The sequence below is a fragment of the Albimonas donghaensis genome (assembly GCF_900106695.1).
Lineage (GTDB): Bacteria > Pseudomonadota > Alphaproteobacteria > Rhodobacterales > Rhodobacteraceae > Albimonas > Albimonas donghaensis.
In genome coordinates this window covers 266,154-278,946 of the sequence record NZ_FNMZ01000003.1, presented here as the reverse complement: position 1 = coordinate 278,946, position 12,793 = coordinate 266,154, and the positions used below count along the sequence as shown (strand labels likewise).

The window sequence follows — 12,793 nt, the reverse complement described above, 5'->3', positions numbered from 1 at the left end:
TGACATCCGGTGGCGCAACGGTGTTGTGGGGCTCCGGAACCCGAACAGGAACGAGAACAGCGGAGGGCGTTTCGTGAAGAAAGATGAACTGGTGACCGCGCTGGCGGAAGCGAGCGGCGAGACCAAGGCGAGCGTGACCGCCGTGCTGGGCGCGATGGCCGGCGTGAGCGAAAGCGCGCTGAAGGACGGCAAGGCGGTGACCCTGCCGGGCATCGGCAAGATCGAAGCCTCGGAGCGCGCCGCGCGCGAGGTTCGGAACCCCCAGACCGGCGAGAAGAAGATGGCGGAGGCGCACACCGCGCCGAAGTTCAAGTTCTCGACCACCTTCAAGGCGGCCATCAAGGGCTGATGCGACACGGGCCGCGGGGGGAGACCTCCGGGCCCGTTCGCATGTCGGCCGGGTCTCCGGGTCCCGATGGCGCGAGCCGGGGCGGGAACGGAGACGGGGCCGCGATGACGCGCCGGCGTCCGGGGCCCTCAGGGCGCGTCCGGGCGTGGGGCGGGGGAGGCGCGGCGGGATCCGTCCGCGCCTCTCGCTCTGCGCGGCGGGGCTCAGCGCTCCGTTGCGGGCGGGGCGGCGGAGACGCCGGCGGCCGGGATCGGCGCCGGTTCGGGGCGCGTCCATACGAAGATCGCGGCGCCGCCGAGCGCGGTGACCTGGAGGGCGAGCGCCCACCATGGCGCGCCGGCCGCGAGCGCCACCGAAAAAGCCGCCAGCATCATTCCTGAAGAGATCCACTTGATCCGCCGCCGGATCGAGCCCGAGGCCTGCCAGTCGCGGATCGGCGGGCCGAGCCTGGCGTGGTCCACCAGCCAGCGATGCGCCCGTTCGGAGGAGCGAGAGAACGCGAAGGCGGCGAGCAACAGGAACGGCACGGTCGGCAGGCCGGGCAGGGCGATGCCCAGAACGCCCAGCGCGACGGAGGTCCAGCCGAGTGCCATCCACAGATACCGCATGACCGGCAATCTAGCGGCGAAATCCTAAGAAACGAGTCCCGATGCGGCGCCGGCCCCGCGACATCGGCGCGGCGCCTCCCCCGCGCCGCCCGGCCCCGCGCGGCCCGCCCGCCCACCCCCGACGCGGGCCCGACCGGCGCGGGGGAGGGGGTGAGGGGAAAGGGGTGAGGGTGAGGCGGGCGCGGATGCGCAGCGCGGAAAGCCGGGCGCCGACGCCGTAGGGCGGGTGCGAACCCGCCGCGCCGCCGCCCGCGCCCGCCCGCCCGCCCGCCTGCCGCCGTCAGACCAGCAGCGCCCGCAGCACCCCGTTCAGCAGCGCCCGACCCCGCTCGGTGGCGATCAGGCGGCCCTGTCCGCGGATCACCAGCCCCTCGTCCTCGAGATCGACGATGCGGGCTTCTTCCAGCGGCGCCCCGGCCAGCCGCGCGTAGCGGTCGAGCCGCGCGCCCTCGGCCAGGCGCAGGGACATCATCAGGTATTCGACGGCGCGATCCTCGTCGGAGATCGGCTCCACCGAAAACCCCTCGGCCCCTCGCCCGGCGCTTTCCAGCCAGGCGGCGGGGGCGCGGGGGGTCTCGGTCGCCAGCCGCACGCCCCCCGCCGTCACCCGGCCATGGGCGCCGGCGCCCACGCCCGCATAATCGCCGCCGCGCCAGTAGACGAGGTTGTGGCGGCTCTCGGCCCCCGGACGGGCGTGGTTGGAGATCTCGTAGGCCGGCATCCCGGCGGCCTCGCACAGGCTCTGCGTGATCGCATACATGTCCGCCGCCCGGTCGTCGTCGGGCAGGCCGCGCAGTTTGCCGATGTCATGCAGTTCGCCGAAGCGGGTCCCCGGCTCGACCGTCAATTGATACAGCGACAGGTGGTCGATGGCCATGCCGAGGGCTTCGCCAAGCTCGGCCTCCCAGGCCTCGGGCGTCTGGTCCTGGCGGGCGTAGATCAGGTCGAAGCTGACCCGCGCGAAGGCCGCGCGCGCGATGTCGAAGGCCGCCCGCGCCTCCGCCGCCGTGTGCATCCGCCCCAGCCGCTTCAGGTCCGCGTCGTTGAGCGCCTGCGCGCCCATCGACACCCGGTTGACCCCGCCCGCGGCGTAGCCCGCGAAGCGCCCGGCCTCGATGGAGGTCGGGTTGGCCTCCAGCGTGATCTCGGCGTCGGAGGAGAAGCCCCAGAGGCGGTCGGCCTCCTCGATCACCGCCGCGGCGGTTTCGGGGGGCATAAGCGAGGGCGTGCCGCCGCCGAAGAACAACGAGCCCGCAACCCGCGGTCCGGTCATCTCGCGCGCCGCGCGCAGCTGGGCGAGCAGGCCGGCGCGCATGGCCTCCTGGTCGACCACGCGGGCGACATGGGAGTTGAAGTCGCAATAGGGGCACTTGGCGAGGCAGTAGGGCCAGTGGACATAGATCCCGAAGCCCCCGGCCCGCCAGTCCTCGTCCTTCGGCGACGCCTGGGTCATGAGGTTATGCGGGCCGCGGGCCCAGCACCTGCGACGCCAGCTTCGCGAAGGCGTCGGCGCGGTGGGACAGGCCGTTCTTCTCCGCCCCCGACATCTCGGCGAAGGTGCGGCCATCGCCGTCGTCGGGCTGGAAGCAGGGGTCGTAGCCGTGGCCGGCCTCGCCCCGCGGCGGCCAGATCACCTGGCCCTCGGCGGTTCCGCGCACGGTGGCGACTTCGCCGTCCGGCCAGACCACGCTGAGCACGCAGACGAAGCGGGCGGTCCAGGGCGGAGAGGCGCCGGCCTCCAGCACCGCGGCATGGGTGCGCGACATGGCGCGGGCGAAGTCGCGGCCCTGGGGGGTCTCGGCCCAGTCGGCGGTGTAGACGCCGGGGGCGCCGCCCAGCGCGTCGACCTCGATCCCGCTGTCATCCGCCAGCGCCGGCAGGCCGGACGCCTCGCAGGCCGCGCGGGCCTTGAGGGCGCAATTGCCCTCGAAGGTGGTCTCGGTCTCCTCCGGCACGGGCAGGCCCAGCTCTCCGGCCGAGACGGTCTCGATCCCCCAGGGCGCCAGCAGGGCGCGGATTTCCTCCACCTTGCCTTCGTTATGGGTGGCGACGACGATCTTGCGGTCGGAGAGCCTGCGGGTCATCGGGAGATCGCTTCCTTCTGCGCGGCCACCAGCTGGGCGATGCCGGCGGAGGCGAGGTCGAGCAGGGCGTTCAGCTCATCGCGGGAGAAGGTCGCGCCCTCGGCGGAGCCCTGAACCTCCACCATGCCGCCGGAGCCGGTCATGACCACGTTGGCGTCGGTGCCGGCCTCCGAATCCTCGGCATAGTCGAGGTCGAGGACCGTCTGGCCCGCATAGACCCCGCAGGACACGGCGGCGACATGCTCGGAGATCGGGTTCTCCTTCAGCTCGCCCGCATCGACCAGCTTCTGCGCGGCCAGCCACAGGGCCACCCAGCCGCCGGTGATCGAGGCGCAGCGGGTGCCGCCATCGGCCTGCAGCACGTCGCAGTCGACGGTGATCTGGCGCTCGCCCATCGCCACGCGGTCGGTCCCGGCGCGCAGGGAGCGTCCGATCAGGCGCTGGATCTCCTGCGTGCGGCCGGTGATCTTGCCCGCGGAGGCCTCGCGCCGGTTGCGGGTATGGGTGGCGCGGGGGAGCATGCCGTATTCGGCGGTCACCCAGCCCAGCCCGGAATTGCGCATCCAGGGAGGGGTGCGGCCCTCGACGGAGGCGGTGCACAGCACATGGGTGTCGCCCATGCGGATCAGGCAGGAGCCCTCGGCGTGCTTGGTGGCCCCGGTTTCGATGGAGATGGGGCGAAGGGCGTCGCGGGCGCGGCCGGAGGGGCGCATGTCAGGACCTCGGGATCAGTTGCGGCAAGTCCGCGCCCTCTTAGACCCGCGGGCGGCTTCGGGCAACGGGGGGCGGTGCGCTCCGGCGCTCGGCCGAAGGGGGGCCGAAGGGGGGGCGGAGGGCCTCGGGCGAATTGACCTTGGCGCAGCCGCGCCATAGGTCTGGACCCTGACCCGGAGAGCCTGACACCGCCATGACCGCACAGCTCGGCGACCTCAACGATCGAAGCCGCGACATCTTCCGCCAGTTGGTGGAGACGTATCTGGAAACCGGAGAGCCCGTCGGCTCCCGCACCCTGTCGCGCGCGCTCGCCACGCCGCTGTCCCCCGCTTCGGTCCGCAACGTCATGCAGGACCTGGAGGAGCTGGGGCTGCTCGGCTCGCCCCATGTCTCGGCCGGACGCATCCCGACCCAGTCCGGCCTGCGCATGTTCGTGGACGGCCTGCTGCAGATCGGCGACGTGCCCGGCGAGGAGCGCGTCCGGATCGAGCGGGGGATGGAGAACGACAGCAACGACGTCGCCGGCATGGTGGCCCGCGCCGGGTCGATGCTGTCGGGGCTGACCCAGACCGCCTCGCTGGTGCTGGCGCCCAAGGCCGAGGCGCCGATCAAGCACCTGGAATTCGTCTCCCTGCCCGACGGCGCCGCGCTGGTGGTGCTGGTGACGGAGGACGGCGGGGTCGAGAACCGGGTGATCACGCCGCCGCCCGGCGTCACCCCCTCGGCGATGCGGGAGGCCGCCAATTTCCTCAACGCCATGCTGCGCGGCCGGACCCTGTCCGACGCGGCGCGGGCGGTGGAGCGCGAGATCGCGGCGCGGCGGCAGGAGCTCGACGCGCTGGCCGCCAGCCTGGTGGACCAGGGGCTGGCGGTGTGGACCGGCGACGCGGCGTCCCGCGCGCCGGACCGGCTGGTGGTGCGCGGACGCTCGAACCTTCTGGACTCGCTGGAGGGCGAGGCCGAGATGGACCGGATGCGCCAGCTCTTCGACGACCTGGAGCGCAAGAAGGACCTGCTGGACCTTCTGGAACTGGCCGAAACCGGCGAGGGCGTGCGGATTTTCATCGGCTCCGAGAACAAGCTCTTCTCGCTTTCGGGTAGCTCTCTGGTCATCGCTCCTTATATGGACGCGGAACGCAGGATCATCGGCGCGCTCGGAGTCATCGGCCCGACGCGTCTCAACTATGGCCGCGTGGTGCCGATCGTCGACTACACCGCCCGCCTGATGGGCAGGCTGGTGACCGACCGGCGCCGCGGCTGAACCGAATGACGGAGCAGGCATGACCGACGGCAAGATCAAGGACGACGAAGAGGCCCGCGCCGAGGACCGGGGCGAAAGCGCCGCCGAGGCCGCGATGCGCGAAGGCGCGGACGACCTGTCGGAAATCGCGGCGGAGGATGCGGCGATGCATATCTCCGAAGCCGACGAGGCCGGGGTGGTCGACGAGGAGCCGGTCGACGACATGGAAGCCGCGCTGACCACCGCGCTGGCCGAGCGCGACGAGCTGCGCGAGCGGCTGATGCGCGCCCTGGCCGAGACCGAGAACGTCCGCAAGCGCGCCGAGCGCGACGTGAAGGACGCCCAGGCCTATGCCGGAACCAAGCTGGCCCGCGATCTTCTGGGAGTGGTCGACAACCTCTCGCGCGCGCTGGAGGCGGCGGATGACGGCGCCCGCGCCGCGGCGGGTCCGGTGATCGAGGGCGTGGAGCTGACCCAGCGCGAGCTGCTCTCGGCCTTCGCCAAGCACAAGATCGAGGCGGTCAGCCCGGCCATCGGCGACAAGTTCGACGCCAAGCTGCACCAGGCCATGTTCGAGGCCCCGGTGGAAGGCGCGGAGCCGGGCACGGTGATCCAGGTCATGGCCTCGGGCTTCACCATTTCGGGCCGCCTGCTGCGCCCGGCCATGGTCGGCGTCGCCGCCGCGGGCTGACGCGTCCGGTGCGAGCCGGGGGGATGGGCCGGGGACGGGACTCGCGCCCCTTGCGGGGCGCCTCGCCCGCCCGCCGGCCCTCCTGTCCGGCGCCGCCTGCCGTCTGGCGCGCGCGTGGCGTCGGGGATAGGCTTCGGGGCACGCGCCCTGTCTCGCCCGCGCCCCGGAGGCCCCCCATGATCGAAGACGTCGACGCCCTTCGCGCCATCTACGGCCCGCCCATGGAGCGTGCCGTGAAGAAGCAGCATGACCGGCTGGACCGGCACTGCCTGCGCTTTCTCGAACTCAGCCCGATGGTGATGATCGCCACCTGCGACGGCGAGCGCGTGGACGTTTCGCCCAAGGGCGACGGGCCGGGCTTCGTGAAGGCCGACGGGGACCATGCGGTGCTGATCCCCGACTGGCCGGGCAACAACCGGCTGGACGGCTACGAGAACATCCTGCGCAACCCGCAGGCGGGGCTGCTGTTCCTGATCCCCGGCCTGCGCGAGACCCTGCGGGTCAACGGCCGCGCCTCGATCCACGCCGACGAGGCGCTGCGGGCCCGGTTCGAGACCCGCGGCAGGCTGCCGATCACCGTCCTGCGGGTGGAGGCCGAGGAGGTCTACCTGCACTGCGCCAAGGCCTTCCTGCGCTCCAGGCTGTGGGATCCCGCGAGCTGGACGGAGAAAGCCGAGCTGCCCAGGCCCGGTCAGATGTTCAAGGACCAGATCGGCCTGGAAGGCCCGGTGGAGGAGGCGGAAGCCATGCATGCCCGTTACGAGAAGACCCTCTATTGACCGCCCCGGCTGAAGGGCCGAAGGGCCTGCTCGCGCTCCAGACGCTGGCGATGCCGGCGGACACCAACGCCAACGGCGACATCTTCGGCGGCTGGCTGATGGGGCAGATGGACCTCGGGGCCTCGGTGCCGGCGCGGGAACGCGCGCAGGGCCGGGTCGCCACCGTGCAGGTGGAGGCGATGACCTTTCACCGCGCGGTGCATGTGGGCGATGTGGTGACGATCTATGCGGATCTGCAGCGCGAGGGGCGGTCCTCGATGCGCTACGGGGTCGAGGCCTGGATCACCCGGATGCCGGACGGCGAGCGGGCGAAGGTGACGGAGGCCGTCTTCATCTACGTCGCCATCGACGAGGCCGGGAAGTCGCGCCCCCTGCCCTGAGGGCGGGGCGGGCGCCCCCTTGGCCGCTCACGCCGGGGCCGGGGCGCCTTCGAACCCGAAGGCCGGCGCTCGGCGTCCCGGTCGTAGGGCGGGTGCGAACCCGCCGCCCCCCTCCGCCGCTCAGGCTGCGGCCGGGGACCTTCGAACCCGAAGGCCGGCGCTCGGCGTCGAGGCCGTAGGGCGGGTGCGAACCCGCCGCCCCCCTCCACCGCTCACGCTGGCGCCGGGGGACCTTCGAACCCGAAGACCCGGGCGCTCGGCCCCTCGGCGTCCAGCAGCGCCAGCCGGTCCATGGCCTCCCGCGCCGTGGGCCATGCGCCCGGCGCGATGGGCCAGAAGGCGAGATGCGGGCGCGGGGCCAGCGGCTCGAACCACTCGGCCCGGCGGCCGAGAAACCGCGCGTGGACGGTGCGATGGGCGAAGGCGCGGACGGCCTCCACGCTTTCCCAGGCCGAGACGGTGACGGTCATCCGCGGGTCGCCCAGGGCGAAGAGCCGGTCGGCCGAGCCGTCGGTCATCCGCCAGAGGAAACCCGGAAACCGCTCCGCCAGCGCATTCATCCGCGCGATATTGTCCACGAAGCCGGCCATGCGCGGGTCGGAGGCGTCCCAGCGCATGCGGGCGATGTTGACCTGGGCGATGGCGGCGGGAGCGGAGGGCATGGGGCGCGACGCCTCGGGCGGATACGGCAACGCCCCCATCCTGCCATCCGCCGCGCCGGATTGGGAAGGCCGGGGGCGCCCCCCGGCCCGCCGGATCAGAGGGCGCCGGCCTTGCGCAGCGCCTCGATCGCGGCCTCGTCCTTGCCCAGCACCTCGCGCAGCACCTCGTCGGTGTGCTCGCCCAGCAGGGGGGCGGAGCGGCGGTATTCCATCACCGCCTCCGAGAACTTGATCGGGTTCGCCACCCCCGGCGCGGTGCCCGACAGCGGATGCGGCGCCTCGATCTTCATGCCGCGGGCGATCACCTGCGGCTCCTCGAACACCTTGTCGATGGTGTTGAGGCCCGAGCAGGGAACGCCGGCCTTGGGCAGCTCGGTCAGCCAGTGCTCGCGCGGCTTCTTGCGCATCTGCTCGGCGATGATCCCGGCCAGCTCGATCCGGTGCTTGTTGCGGTCCGGCACGGTGCAGAAGCGCGGATCGTCGGCGTAGTCGGGGATGCCCAGCTCCCGCGTCAGGATGCGGAACTGGCGGTCGTTGCCGCAGGCCACGATCACCTCGCCATCCTCGCAGGGGAAGGGCTGATAGGGCGCGAGATTGGGGTGCCACGGCCCGGTGCGCTGGGGCACCTGCCCGCCGATGAACCAGTTCAGCGCCTGGTTGCCCAGCCAGCCCACGGTGACGTCGAGCAGGGCCATGTCGATATACTGGCCGCGCCCGGTCCGCTCGCGCATCTGCAGCGCGGCGAGGGTGGCGATGGTCGAATACATGCCCGTGGTCAGGTCCGACACCGCGATGCCGACCCGCTGCGGCCCGCCGCCGGGCACGTCGTCGGGATTGCCGGTGATCGACATGATCCCGCCCAGCCCCTGGATCAGGTAGTCATAGCCCGGCTCCGGCGCCTTGGGCCCGGTCTGCCCGAAGCCGGTGATCGAAACGTAGATCAGCCGCGGGTTCAGGGCGCGCAGGTCAGCCTCGCCCAGCCCCAGCTTGGCCAGGCCGCCGACCTTGAAGTTCTCCACCACCACATCCGCGGTCCTGGCGAGCTCCCGGATGATCTCCTTGCCCTCTTCCGAGCGCATGTTGACCGTCACCGACCGCTTGTTGCGGTTGGCCGAGAGGTAATAGGCGGCTTCCTTGGTGTCGTTGCCGTCCTTGTCCTTCAGGAACGGAGGCCCCCAGGAGCGGGTGTCGTCGCCGCCGTCGGGGTTCTCGATCTTGATCACGTCGGCGCCGAAATCGGCGAGCATCTGGGTGCACCAGGGGCCGGCGAGGATGCGGGTGAGGTCGAGGACGCGCAGGCCGTCGAGGGGGGCGGACATGTGAGGCGGATCTCCGGTTCGGGGTCGCGCGGGCGGCCCGGACTGCGGGCGCGCGCGGCGCGGGAATGGCGTGGGCGGGGGGCGGCGGCCTGCCGCGCGCGGGTCGCGCGTGGGCGGGGCCGTCCCGCCCTGCGAAACTGGCGCCTGACCGCGCCGGTGGCAAGGCATGGGCGCTTCGGATTCCTTAGCAATACGCCCCTGCGCCCGCGGCGCGTCGACGCCGTGGCGTCATCGCAGGGCGCCGGGGTGTGTCTGCGGCCAAACGCATTCCCTTCCGCGCCGGCGCCGGACTAGGATCGGCCCCATGTTGCAGCGCGGCGAGTGAGGGAGCGGACCCATGAAGATCTGCGTTTACGGAGCGGGGGCCGTCGGCGGCTACCTCGGGGCGAAACTGGCGATGGCCGGCGCGGACGTCTCGCTGATCGCGCGCGGCGCGCATCTGGAGGCGATGAAGCGCGACGGGCTCAGGCTGGTGTCGGGCGGCGAGACGACGACGATCCCGGTGCGCGCCACGGACGACCCGGCCGAGCTCGGCCCCCAGGATCATGTGATCGTGACCATGAAGGCGCATTCGGCGCCGCCGGTCGCGGCCTCCATGGCCCCGCTGCTGGCCGGCGGCGGCGCCGTGACCATGGCGGTCAACGGCGTGCCCTGGTGGTATTTCCACGGCATCGGCGGCCCGCTGGAGGGCCGGCGCATCGCCGCCGTCGACCCGGGCGACGCGCAATGGACCCATATCGGTCCGCGGAACACCCTCGGCTGCGTGGTCTATGTCGCCGCCGACACGCCCGCGCCGGGCGTGATCGGCCATGGCGGCGGAAACCGCTTCCTGCTGGGCGAGCCCGCGGGCGGAACCTCGCCGCGGATCGAGGCGCTGTCGGCGGCGCTGACGGCGGCCGGGCTCGACGCGCCGGTGCGCCCCGACATCCGCCAGGACGTGTGGACCAAGCTCTGGGGGAACCTGTCCTTCAACCCGGTCTCGGCGCTGACCGGGGCGACCCTGGCGCAGCTTGGCGCCCATGACGGGGCCCGGGCCGTGATCCGCGCCATGATGATCGAGGCCCAGGCCATCGGCGAGAAGCTGGGCGTCGCCTTCCCGGTCAGCGTGGACGAGCGGCTGGCCGGCGGCGCCAAGGTGGGGGCGCACAAGTCCTCGATGCTGCAGGACTTCGAGAAGGGCCGCCCGATGGAGATCGGCGCCATCCTGACCGCGGTGCAGGAGCTGGGCCGCGCCACGGAGACGCCGACCCCGGTCATCGACATGGTGCAGGGGCTGGTGGACCTGCGCGACCTGACCAATACCGGCCGGATCTGAGGGCCGGATCTGAGGGCCGGTTCCGAGGGACGGCGCGCGGGGGCGTCGCGCGGGGGAGGCGGGTTGAAACCCGCCCTACGGCGCGGCGCCCGGATACGGGAACGGCCGCCCGGGGGTGTCCCCGGACGGCCGCGAATCGGGACCCGCGGGCCGGATCAGGCCAGCAGGATCTCGTCGATCTGGAGGATCGGCGCGGTCGGGTCGGCGGCGTCGAACACGGTCTCGTAGCCCATGTCCTCCAGCGCCGCGACCGAGGTGGCCGACATGTAGTTGTCGCCGCCCAGATAGCCGGTCATCAGCTCGTCGAAGAAGGTCATCTCGTCCCAGTGGACATCCGCGGTGCCGGCGCCGCCGTCCATCTCCACCGGCACGCCCTGGCCCGAATAGGCGTCGTTGGCGGCGACGGCGGCGAATTCCGACTCCCACGCGGCGATGGCGTTGTCGCCGGTGAAGCGGGTGGTCCCGCCGGCCGAGCCGAGCAGCCCCATCGCGTCCCAGCGCACCCCGAAGCCCATGGCGTGCAGCATCTCGTGCACGGCCAGATCGTCGAGCCGGCCCTGGTTGGACCAGGTCTGGATGTCGGCCGTGTCGAACTGCACGAGGCCCTGATAGGCGGTGCCGTCGGCGCGGAAGCCGGTGGCGGCGCCGCGGGCGGCGGTCCCGTTGGTCCCGTCGATGCTGACCAGTCCGATGTTGATGGCGACGTCGTCGATGGGCCCCAGATCGGCGAGGTCGCCGGTCACGAGGGCGCTGACATATTCCGCCGCGCGAAGGATGTCGGACTGCAGATCGGCGGTCCAGCCGGCGCCGAAGGACAGCGCGACGTTGAAGTCCGAGACGAAGCCCGCGTCGCCGATGCCGGAGGTGTAGCTGGCGTAGACCCCGGCGCTGTCGGGGGTGTTGCCGACCGGATCGGGGTCCGGCTCAGGCTCGGGGTCCGGATCCGGCTCAGGCTCGGGATCGGGGTCCGGTTCGGGCTCGGGGTCCGGCTTGGTGGGTTTGCCCTTGCCGCCGCCCTTGCCGCCTTTGGCCGAGCCGCCGTCGGTCGGGGCGTCGTCAGTCGGGGCGTCTTCTTCCGGGGCGTCGCCATCGCTGGAGCCGCCGCCCTTCTTGCCGCCCTTGGCGGCGGCGAAGTCGGCCTCGGCGTCCGAGCCGTCTTCCTCTTCGACCAGCGCCTCGCGGAACGCACGCAGGGCGCGTCGCGGGGACAGGTCGAGTCCATCCGAAAATTCCTGGAAGTCCGTGAAGCTGATCCCGCTTCCCAGATCTTCCGGCAAGCCCGCCTTGAAGGCACGCCAAACGCCGCGATTCATCACACTACTCCGACTACGCTGACAGCACGCTGTTCACGCGGCTGAACGAACCACTCGCGCGTCGTCGGGTCAACATGAACCTGCGCTGAGCCGGCCCGAAAACATGGAAAATACTACCAAAACAAGTTGCGACTTGTTGTAATACAATTGGCGCCGCCCAAGCGTCGGGCGCGCCTCCTTCCGCAGCGCCTGCGAGACGCTTCAGATCAACCGGAATACACCCGCCGGCGGGTGGCGCGAATCGCGCTCGCCCTCCCGACAGCGGGTCGGAGGCCGCTCAGGCGCGGCCGAGCCGCGCTTCCCGCGCCGCCCTGAGTCGGGCGAAATCGTCGCCGGCATGGTAGCTCGACCGGGTCAGCGGCGTGGCGGAGACCATCAGAAAGCCCTTGCCCTGCGCCGCCCGCTCATAGGCCGCGAATTCGTCGGGCTCCACGAACCGGGCCACGGCATGATGCTTGGGCGTCGGTTGCAGATACTGGCCGATGGTCAGGAAATCCACGTCGGCGGCGCGCATGTCGTCCATCACCTGGTGCACGGCCTGCTTGTCCTCGCCCAGCCCGACCATGATGCCGGACTTGGTGAAGATCGAGGGGTCGAGTTCCTTCACCCGCTGCAGAAGCCGCAGGGAGTGGAAGTAGCGCGCGCCGGGCCGGACCTCGGGGTAGAGGCCGGGGACCGTTTCCAGATTGTGGTTGAACACGTCGGGCCTGGACTCGACCACCATTTCCAGCGCCGAGGGGGCGCATTTCAGGAAATCGGGGGTCAGGATCTCGATCGTCGTGCCGGGGGCCTTGCGGCGGATGGCGCGGACGGTGCGGGCGGTGTGCTCGGCGCCGCCGTCCTCCAGGTCGTCGCGGTCGACCGAGGTGATGACCACATGCGCCAGACCCAGCTTGGCCACGGCGTCGGCGACCTTGGCGGGCTCGAACACGTCGAGCGCCTCGGGCCGGCCGGTGGCGACGTTGCAGAAGGTGCAGCCGCGGGTGCAGATGTCGCCCATGATCATCATGGTGGCGTGGCCCTGCGACCAGCATTCGCCCACATTCGGGCAGCCGGCCTCCTCGCACACGGTGACGAGGCCGTTTTCCTTCATGATCTTGCGGGTGCGCTCATAGCCCTCGCCGCCGGGCGCCTTGACCCGGATCCACTTGGGTTTGCGCAGGATCGGCGCGTCGGCGCGTTTCTGCTTTTCGGGATGGCGCTGGGCGCGGTCGCGCAGGTCGCGGGGCGCGCGCGCGGCTCCCGGCGCGGCCTTTTCGGGCGCGGCGGTGTCGGCGGCGGTGGTCTCGACCGGAATCAGGTCGGCAGGCATGGCGGGCCTCCTTCGCTGAACGCCACT

At 71.9% G+C, this 12,793-nt stretch carries 14 protein-coding genes; 6 read left to right on the top strand and 8 right to left on the bottom strand.

Annotation, left to right across the window (positions count from 1 at the left end; genetic code table 11):
* The first annotated feature begins 73 nt into the window (after positions 1 to 73).
* The gene (locus tag BLV24_RS10775) at positions 74 to 349 is read left to right on the top strand and encodes an HU family DNA-binding protein (protein ID WP_092681531.1); all 276 of its coding nucleotides are present in this window, start codon (positions 74 to 76) and stop codon (positions 347 to 349) included.
* A 203-nt stretch (positions 350 to 552) separates the two neighbouring features.
* Here the strand turns inward: BLV24_RS10775 and BLV24_RS10770 are convergent, their stop codons facing one another.
* From BLV24_RS10770 to rph, 4 genes are all read right to left on the bottom strand, one after another.
* Complete coding sequence (locus tag BLV24_RS10770) at positions 553 to 957, bottom strand: YbaN family protein (protein WP_092681529.1); 405 nt, start codon at positions 955 to 957, stop codon at positions 553 to 555.
* A gap of 280 nt (positions 958 to 1,237) precedes the next feature.
* Positions 1,238 to 2,410, bottom strand: a complete 1,173-nt coding sequence (gene hemW / locus BLV24_RS10765) for a radical SAM family heme chaperone HemW (RefSeq protein WP_092681527.1) — start codon at positions 2,408 to 2,410, stop codon at positions 1,238 to 1,240.
* A gap of 4 nt (positions 2,411 to 2,414) precedes the next feature.
* Complete coding sequence (gene rdgB / locus BLV24_RS10760; RefSeq protein WP_092681525.1) at positions 2,415 to 3,041, bottom strand: RdgB/HAM1 family non-canonical purine NTP pyrophosphatase; 627 nt, start codon at positions 3,039 to 3,041, stop codon at positions 2,415 to 2,417.
* The gene (gene rph, locus BLV24_RS10755) at positions 3,038 to 3,754 is read right to left on the bottom strand and encodes a ribonuclease PH (protein WP_092681523.1); all 717 of its coding nucleotides are present in this window, start codon (positions 3,752 to 3,754) and stop codon (positions 3,038 to 3,040) included. Before rph ends, rdgB begins: the two co-directional genes overlap by 4 nt.
* Positions 3,755 to 3,948: 194 nt before the next feature.
* Here rph and hrcA point away from each other — a divergent pair, with 194 nt between their 5' ends.
* From hrcA to BLV24_RS10735, 4 genes are all read left to right on the top strand, one after another.
* A complete protein-coding gene (gene hrcA, locus BLV24_RS10750; protein ID WP_092681521.1) occupies positions 3,949 to 5,016 on the top strand; it encodes a heat-inducible transcriptional repressor HrcA in 1,068 nt (355 codons plus the stop codon).
* A 94-nt stretch (positions 5,017 to 5,110) separates the two neighbouring features.
* Entirely contained in the window at positions 5,111 to 5,686 is a 576-nt protein-coding gene (locus BLV24_RS10745; RefSeq protein ID WP_092682051.1) for a nucleotide exchange factor GrpE, read from the top strand.
* Positions 5,687 to 5,862: 176 nt separating this feature from the next.
* Complete coding sequence (locus BLV24_RS10740; RefSeq protein WP_092681519.1) at positions 5,863 to 6,465, top strand: pyridoxamine 5'-phosphate oxidase family protein; 603 nt, start codon at positions 5,863 to 5,865, stop codon at positions 6,463 to 6,465.
* The gene (locus BLV24_RS10735; protein ID WP_245710507.1) at positions 6,462 to 6,845 is read left to right on the top strand and encodes an acyl-CoA thioesterase; all 384 of its coding nucleotides are present in this window, start codon (positions 6,462 to 6,464) and stop codon (positions 6,843 to 6,845) included. The genes BLV24_RS10740 and BLV24_RS10735 overlap by 4 nt, the downstream gene beginning before the upstream one ends.
* Positions 6,846 to 7,057: 212 nt before the next feature.
* Here the strand turns inward: BLV24_RS10735 and BLV24_RS10730 are convergent, their stop codons facing one another.
* The gene (locus BLV24_RS10730; protein WP_176954707.1) at positions 7,058 to 7,507 is read right to left on the bottom strand and encodes a DUF3291 domain-containing protein; all 450 of its coding nucleotides are present in this window, start codon (positions 7,505 to 7,507) and stop codon (positions 7,058 to 7,060) included.
* 95 nt (positions 7,508 to 7,602) lie between these two features.
* A complete protein-coding gene (locus tag BLV24_RS10725; protein WP_092681515.1) occupies positions 7,603 to 8,826 on the bottom strand; it encodes a CaiB/BaiF CoA transferase family protein in 1,224 nt (407 codons plus the stop codon).
* Positions 8,827 to 9,163: 337 nt separating this feature from the next.
* On the opposite strand from BLV24_RS10725, the gene BLV24_RS10720 reads away from it, so the two are divergent.
* Positions 9,164 to 10,141 (top strand): 2-dehydropantoate 2-reductase, encoded by a 978-nt coding sequence (locus tag BLV24_RS10720; protein ID WP_092681513.1) that lies wholly within the window; start codon positions 9,164 to 9,166, stop codon positions 10,139 to 10,141.
* 155 nt (positions 10,142 to 10,296) lie between these two features.
* On the opposite strand, the gene BLV24_RS21560 is transcribed toward BLV24_RS10720, so the two are convergent.
* Together BLV24_RS21560 and lipA are read right to left on the bottom strand one after the other, a co-directional pair.
* Positions 10,297 to 11,454 (bottom strand): leishmanolysin-related zinc metalloendopeptidase, encoded by a 1,158-nt coding sequence (locus BLV24_RS21560; protein ID WP_143040290.1) that lies wholly within the window; start codon positions 11,452 to 11,454, stop codon positions 10,297 to 10,299.
* A 277-nt stretch (positions 11,455 to 11,731) separates the two neighbouring features.
* Entirely contained in the window at positions 11,732 to 12,766 is a 1,035-nt protein-coding gene (gene lipA / locus BLV24_RS10705; RefSeq protein WP_092681507.1) for a lipoyl synthase, read from the bottom strand.
* Between the last annotated feature and the right edge of the window lie 27 nt (positions 12,767 to 12,793).

Coding starts and splice junctions, on each gene's coding strand:
- BLV24_RS10770 (WP_092681529.1), bottom strand. CDS start 957: ATGCGGTATCTGTGGATGGCACTCGGCTGGACCTCCGTCGCGCTGGGC.
- hrcA (WP_092681521.1), top strand. CDS start 3,949: ATGACCGCACAGCTCGGCGACCTCAACGATCGAAGCCGCGACATCTTC.
- BLV24_RS10740 (WP_092681519.1), top strand. CDS start 5,863: ATGATCGAAGACGTCGACGCCCTTCGCGCCATCTACGGCCCGCCCATG.
- lipA (WP_092681507.1), bottom strand. CDS start 12,766: ATGCCTGCCGACCTGATTCCGGTCGAGACCACCGCCGCCGACACCGCC.
- hemW (WP_092681527.1), bottom strand. CDS start 2,410: ATGACCCAGGCGTCGCCGAAGGACGAGGACTGGCGGGCCGGGGGCTTC.
- BLV24_RS10745 (WP_092682051.1), top strand. CDS start 5,111: ATGCGCGAAGGCGCGGACGACCTGTCGGAAATCGCGGCGGAGGATGCG.
- rph (WP_092681523.1), bottom strand. CDS start 3,754: ATGCGCCCCTCCGGCCGCGCCCGCGACGCCCTTCGCCCCATCTCCATC.
- BLV24_RS21560 (WP_143040290.1), bottom strand. CDS start 11,454: ATGAATCGCGGCGTTTGGCGTGCCTTCAAGGCGGGCTTGCCGGAAGAT.
- rdgB (WP_092681525.1), bottom strand. CDS start 3,041: ATGACCCGCAGGCTCTCCGACCGCAAGATCGTCGTCGCCACCCATAAC.
- BLV24_RS10725 (WP_092681515.1), bottom strand. CDS start 8,826: ATGTCCGCCCCCCTCGACGGCCTGCGCGTCCTCGACCTCACCCGCATC.
- BLV24_RS10730 (WP_176954707.1), bottom strand. CDS start 7,507: ATGCCCTCCGCTCCCGCCGCCATCGCCCAGGTCAACATCGCCCGCATG.
- BLV24_RS10720 (WP_092681513.1), top strand. CDS start 9,164: ATGAAGATCTGCGTTTACGGAGCGGGGGCCGTCGGCGGCTACCTCGGG.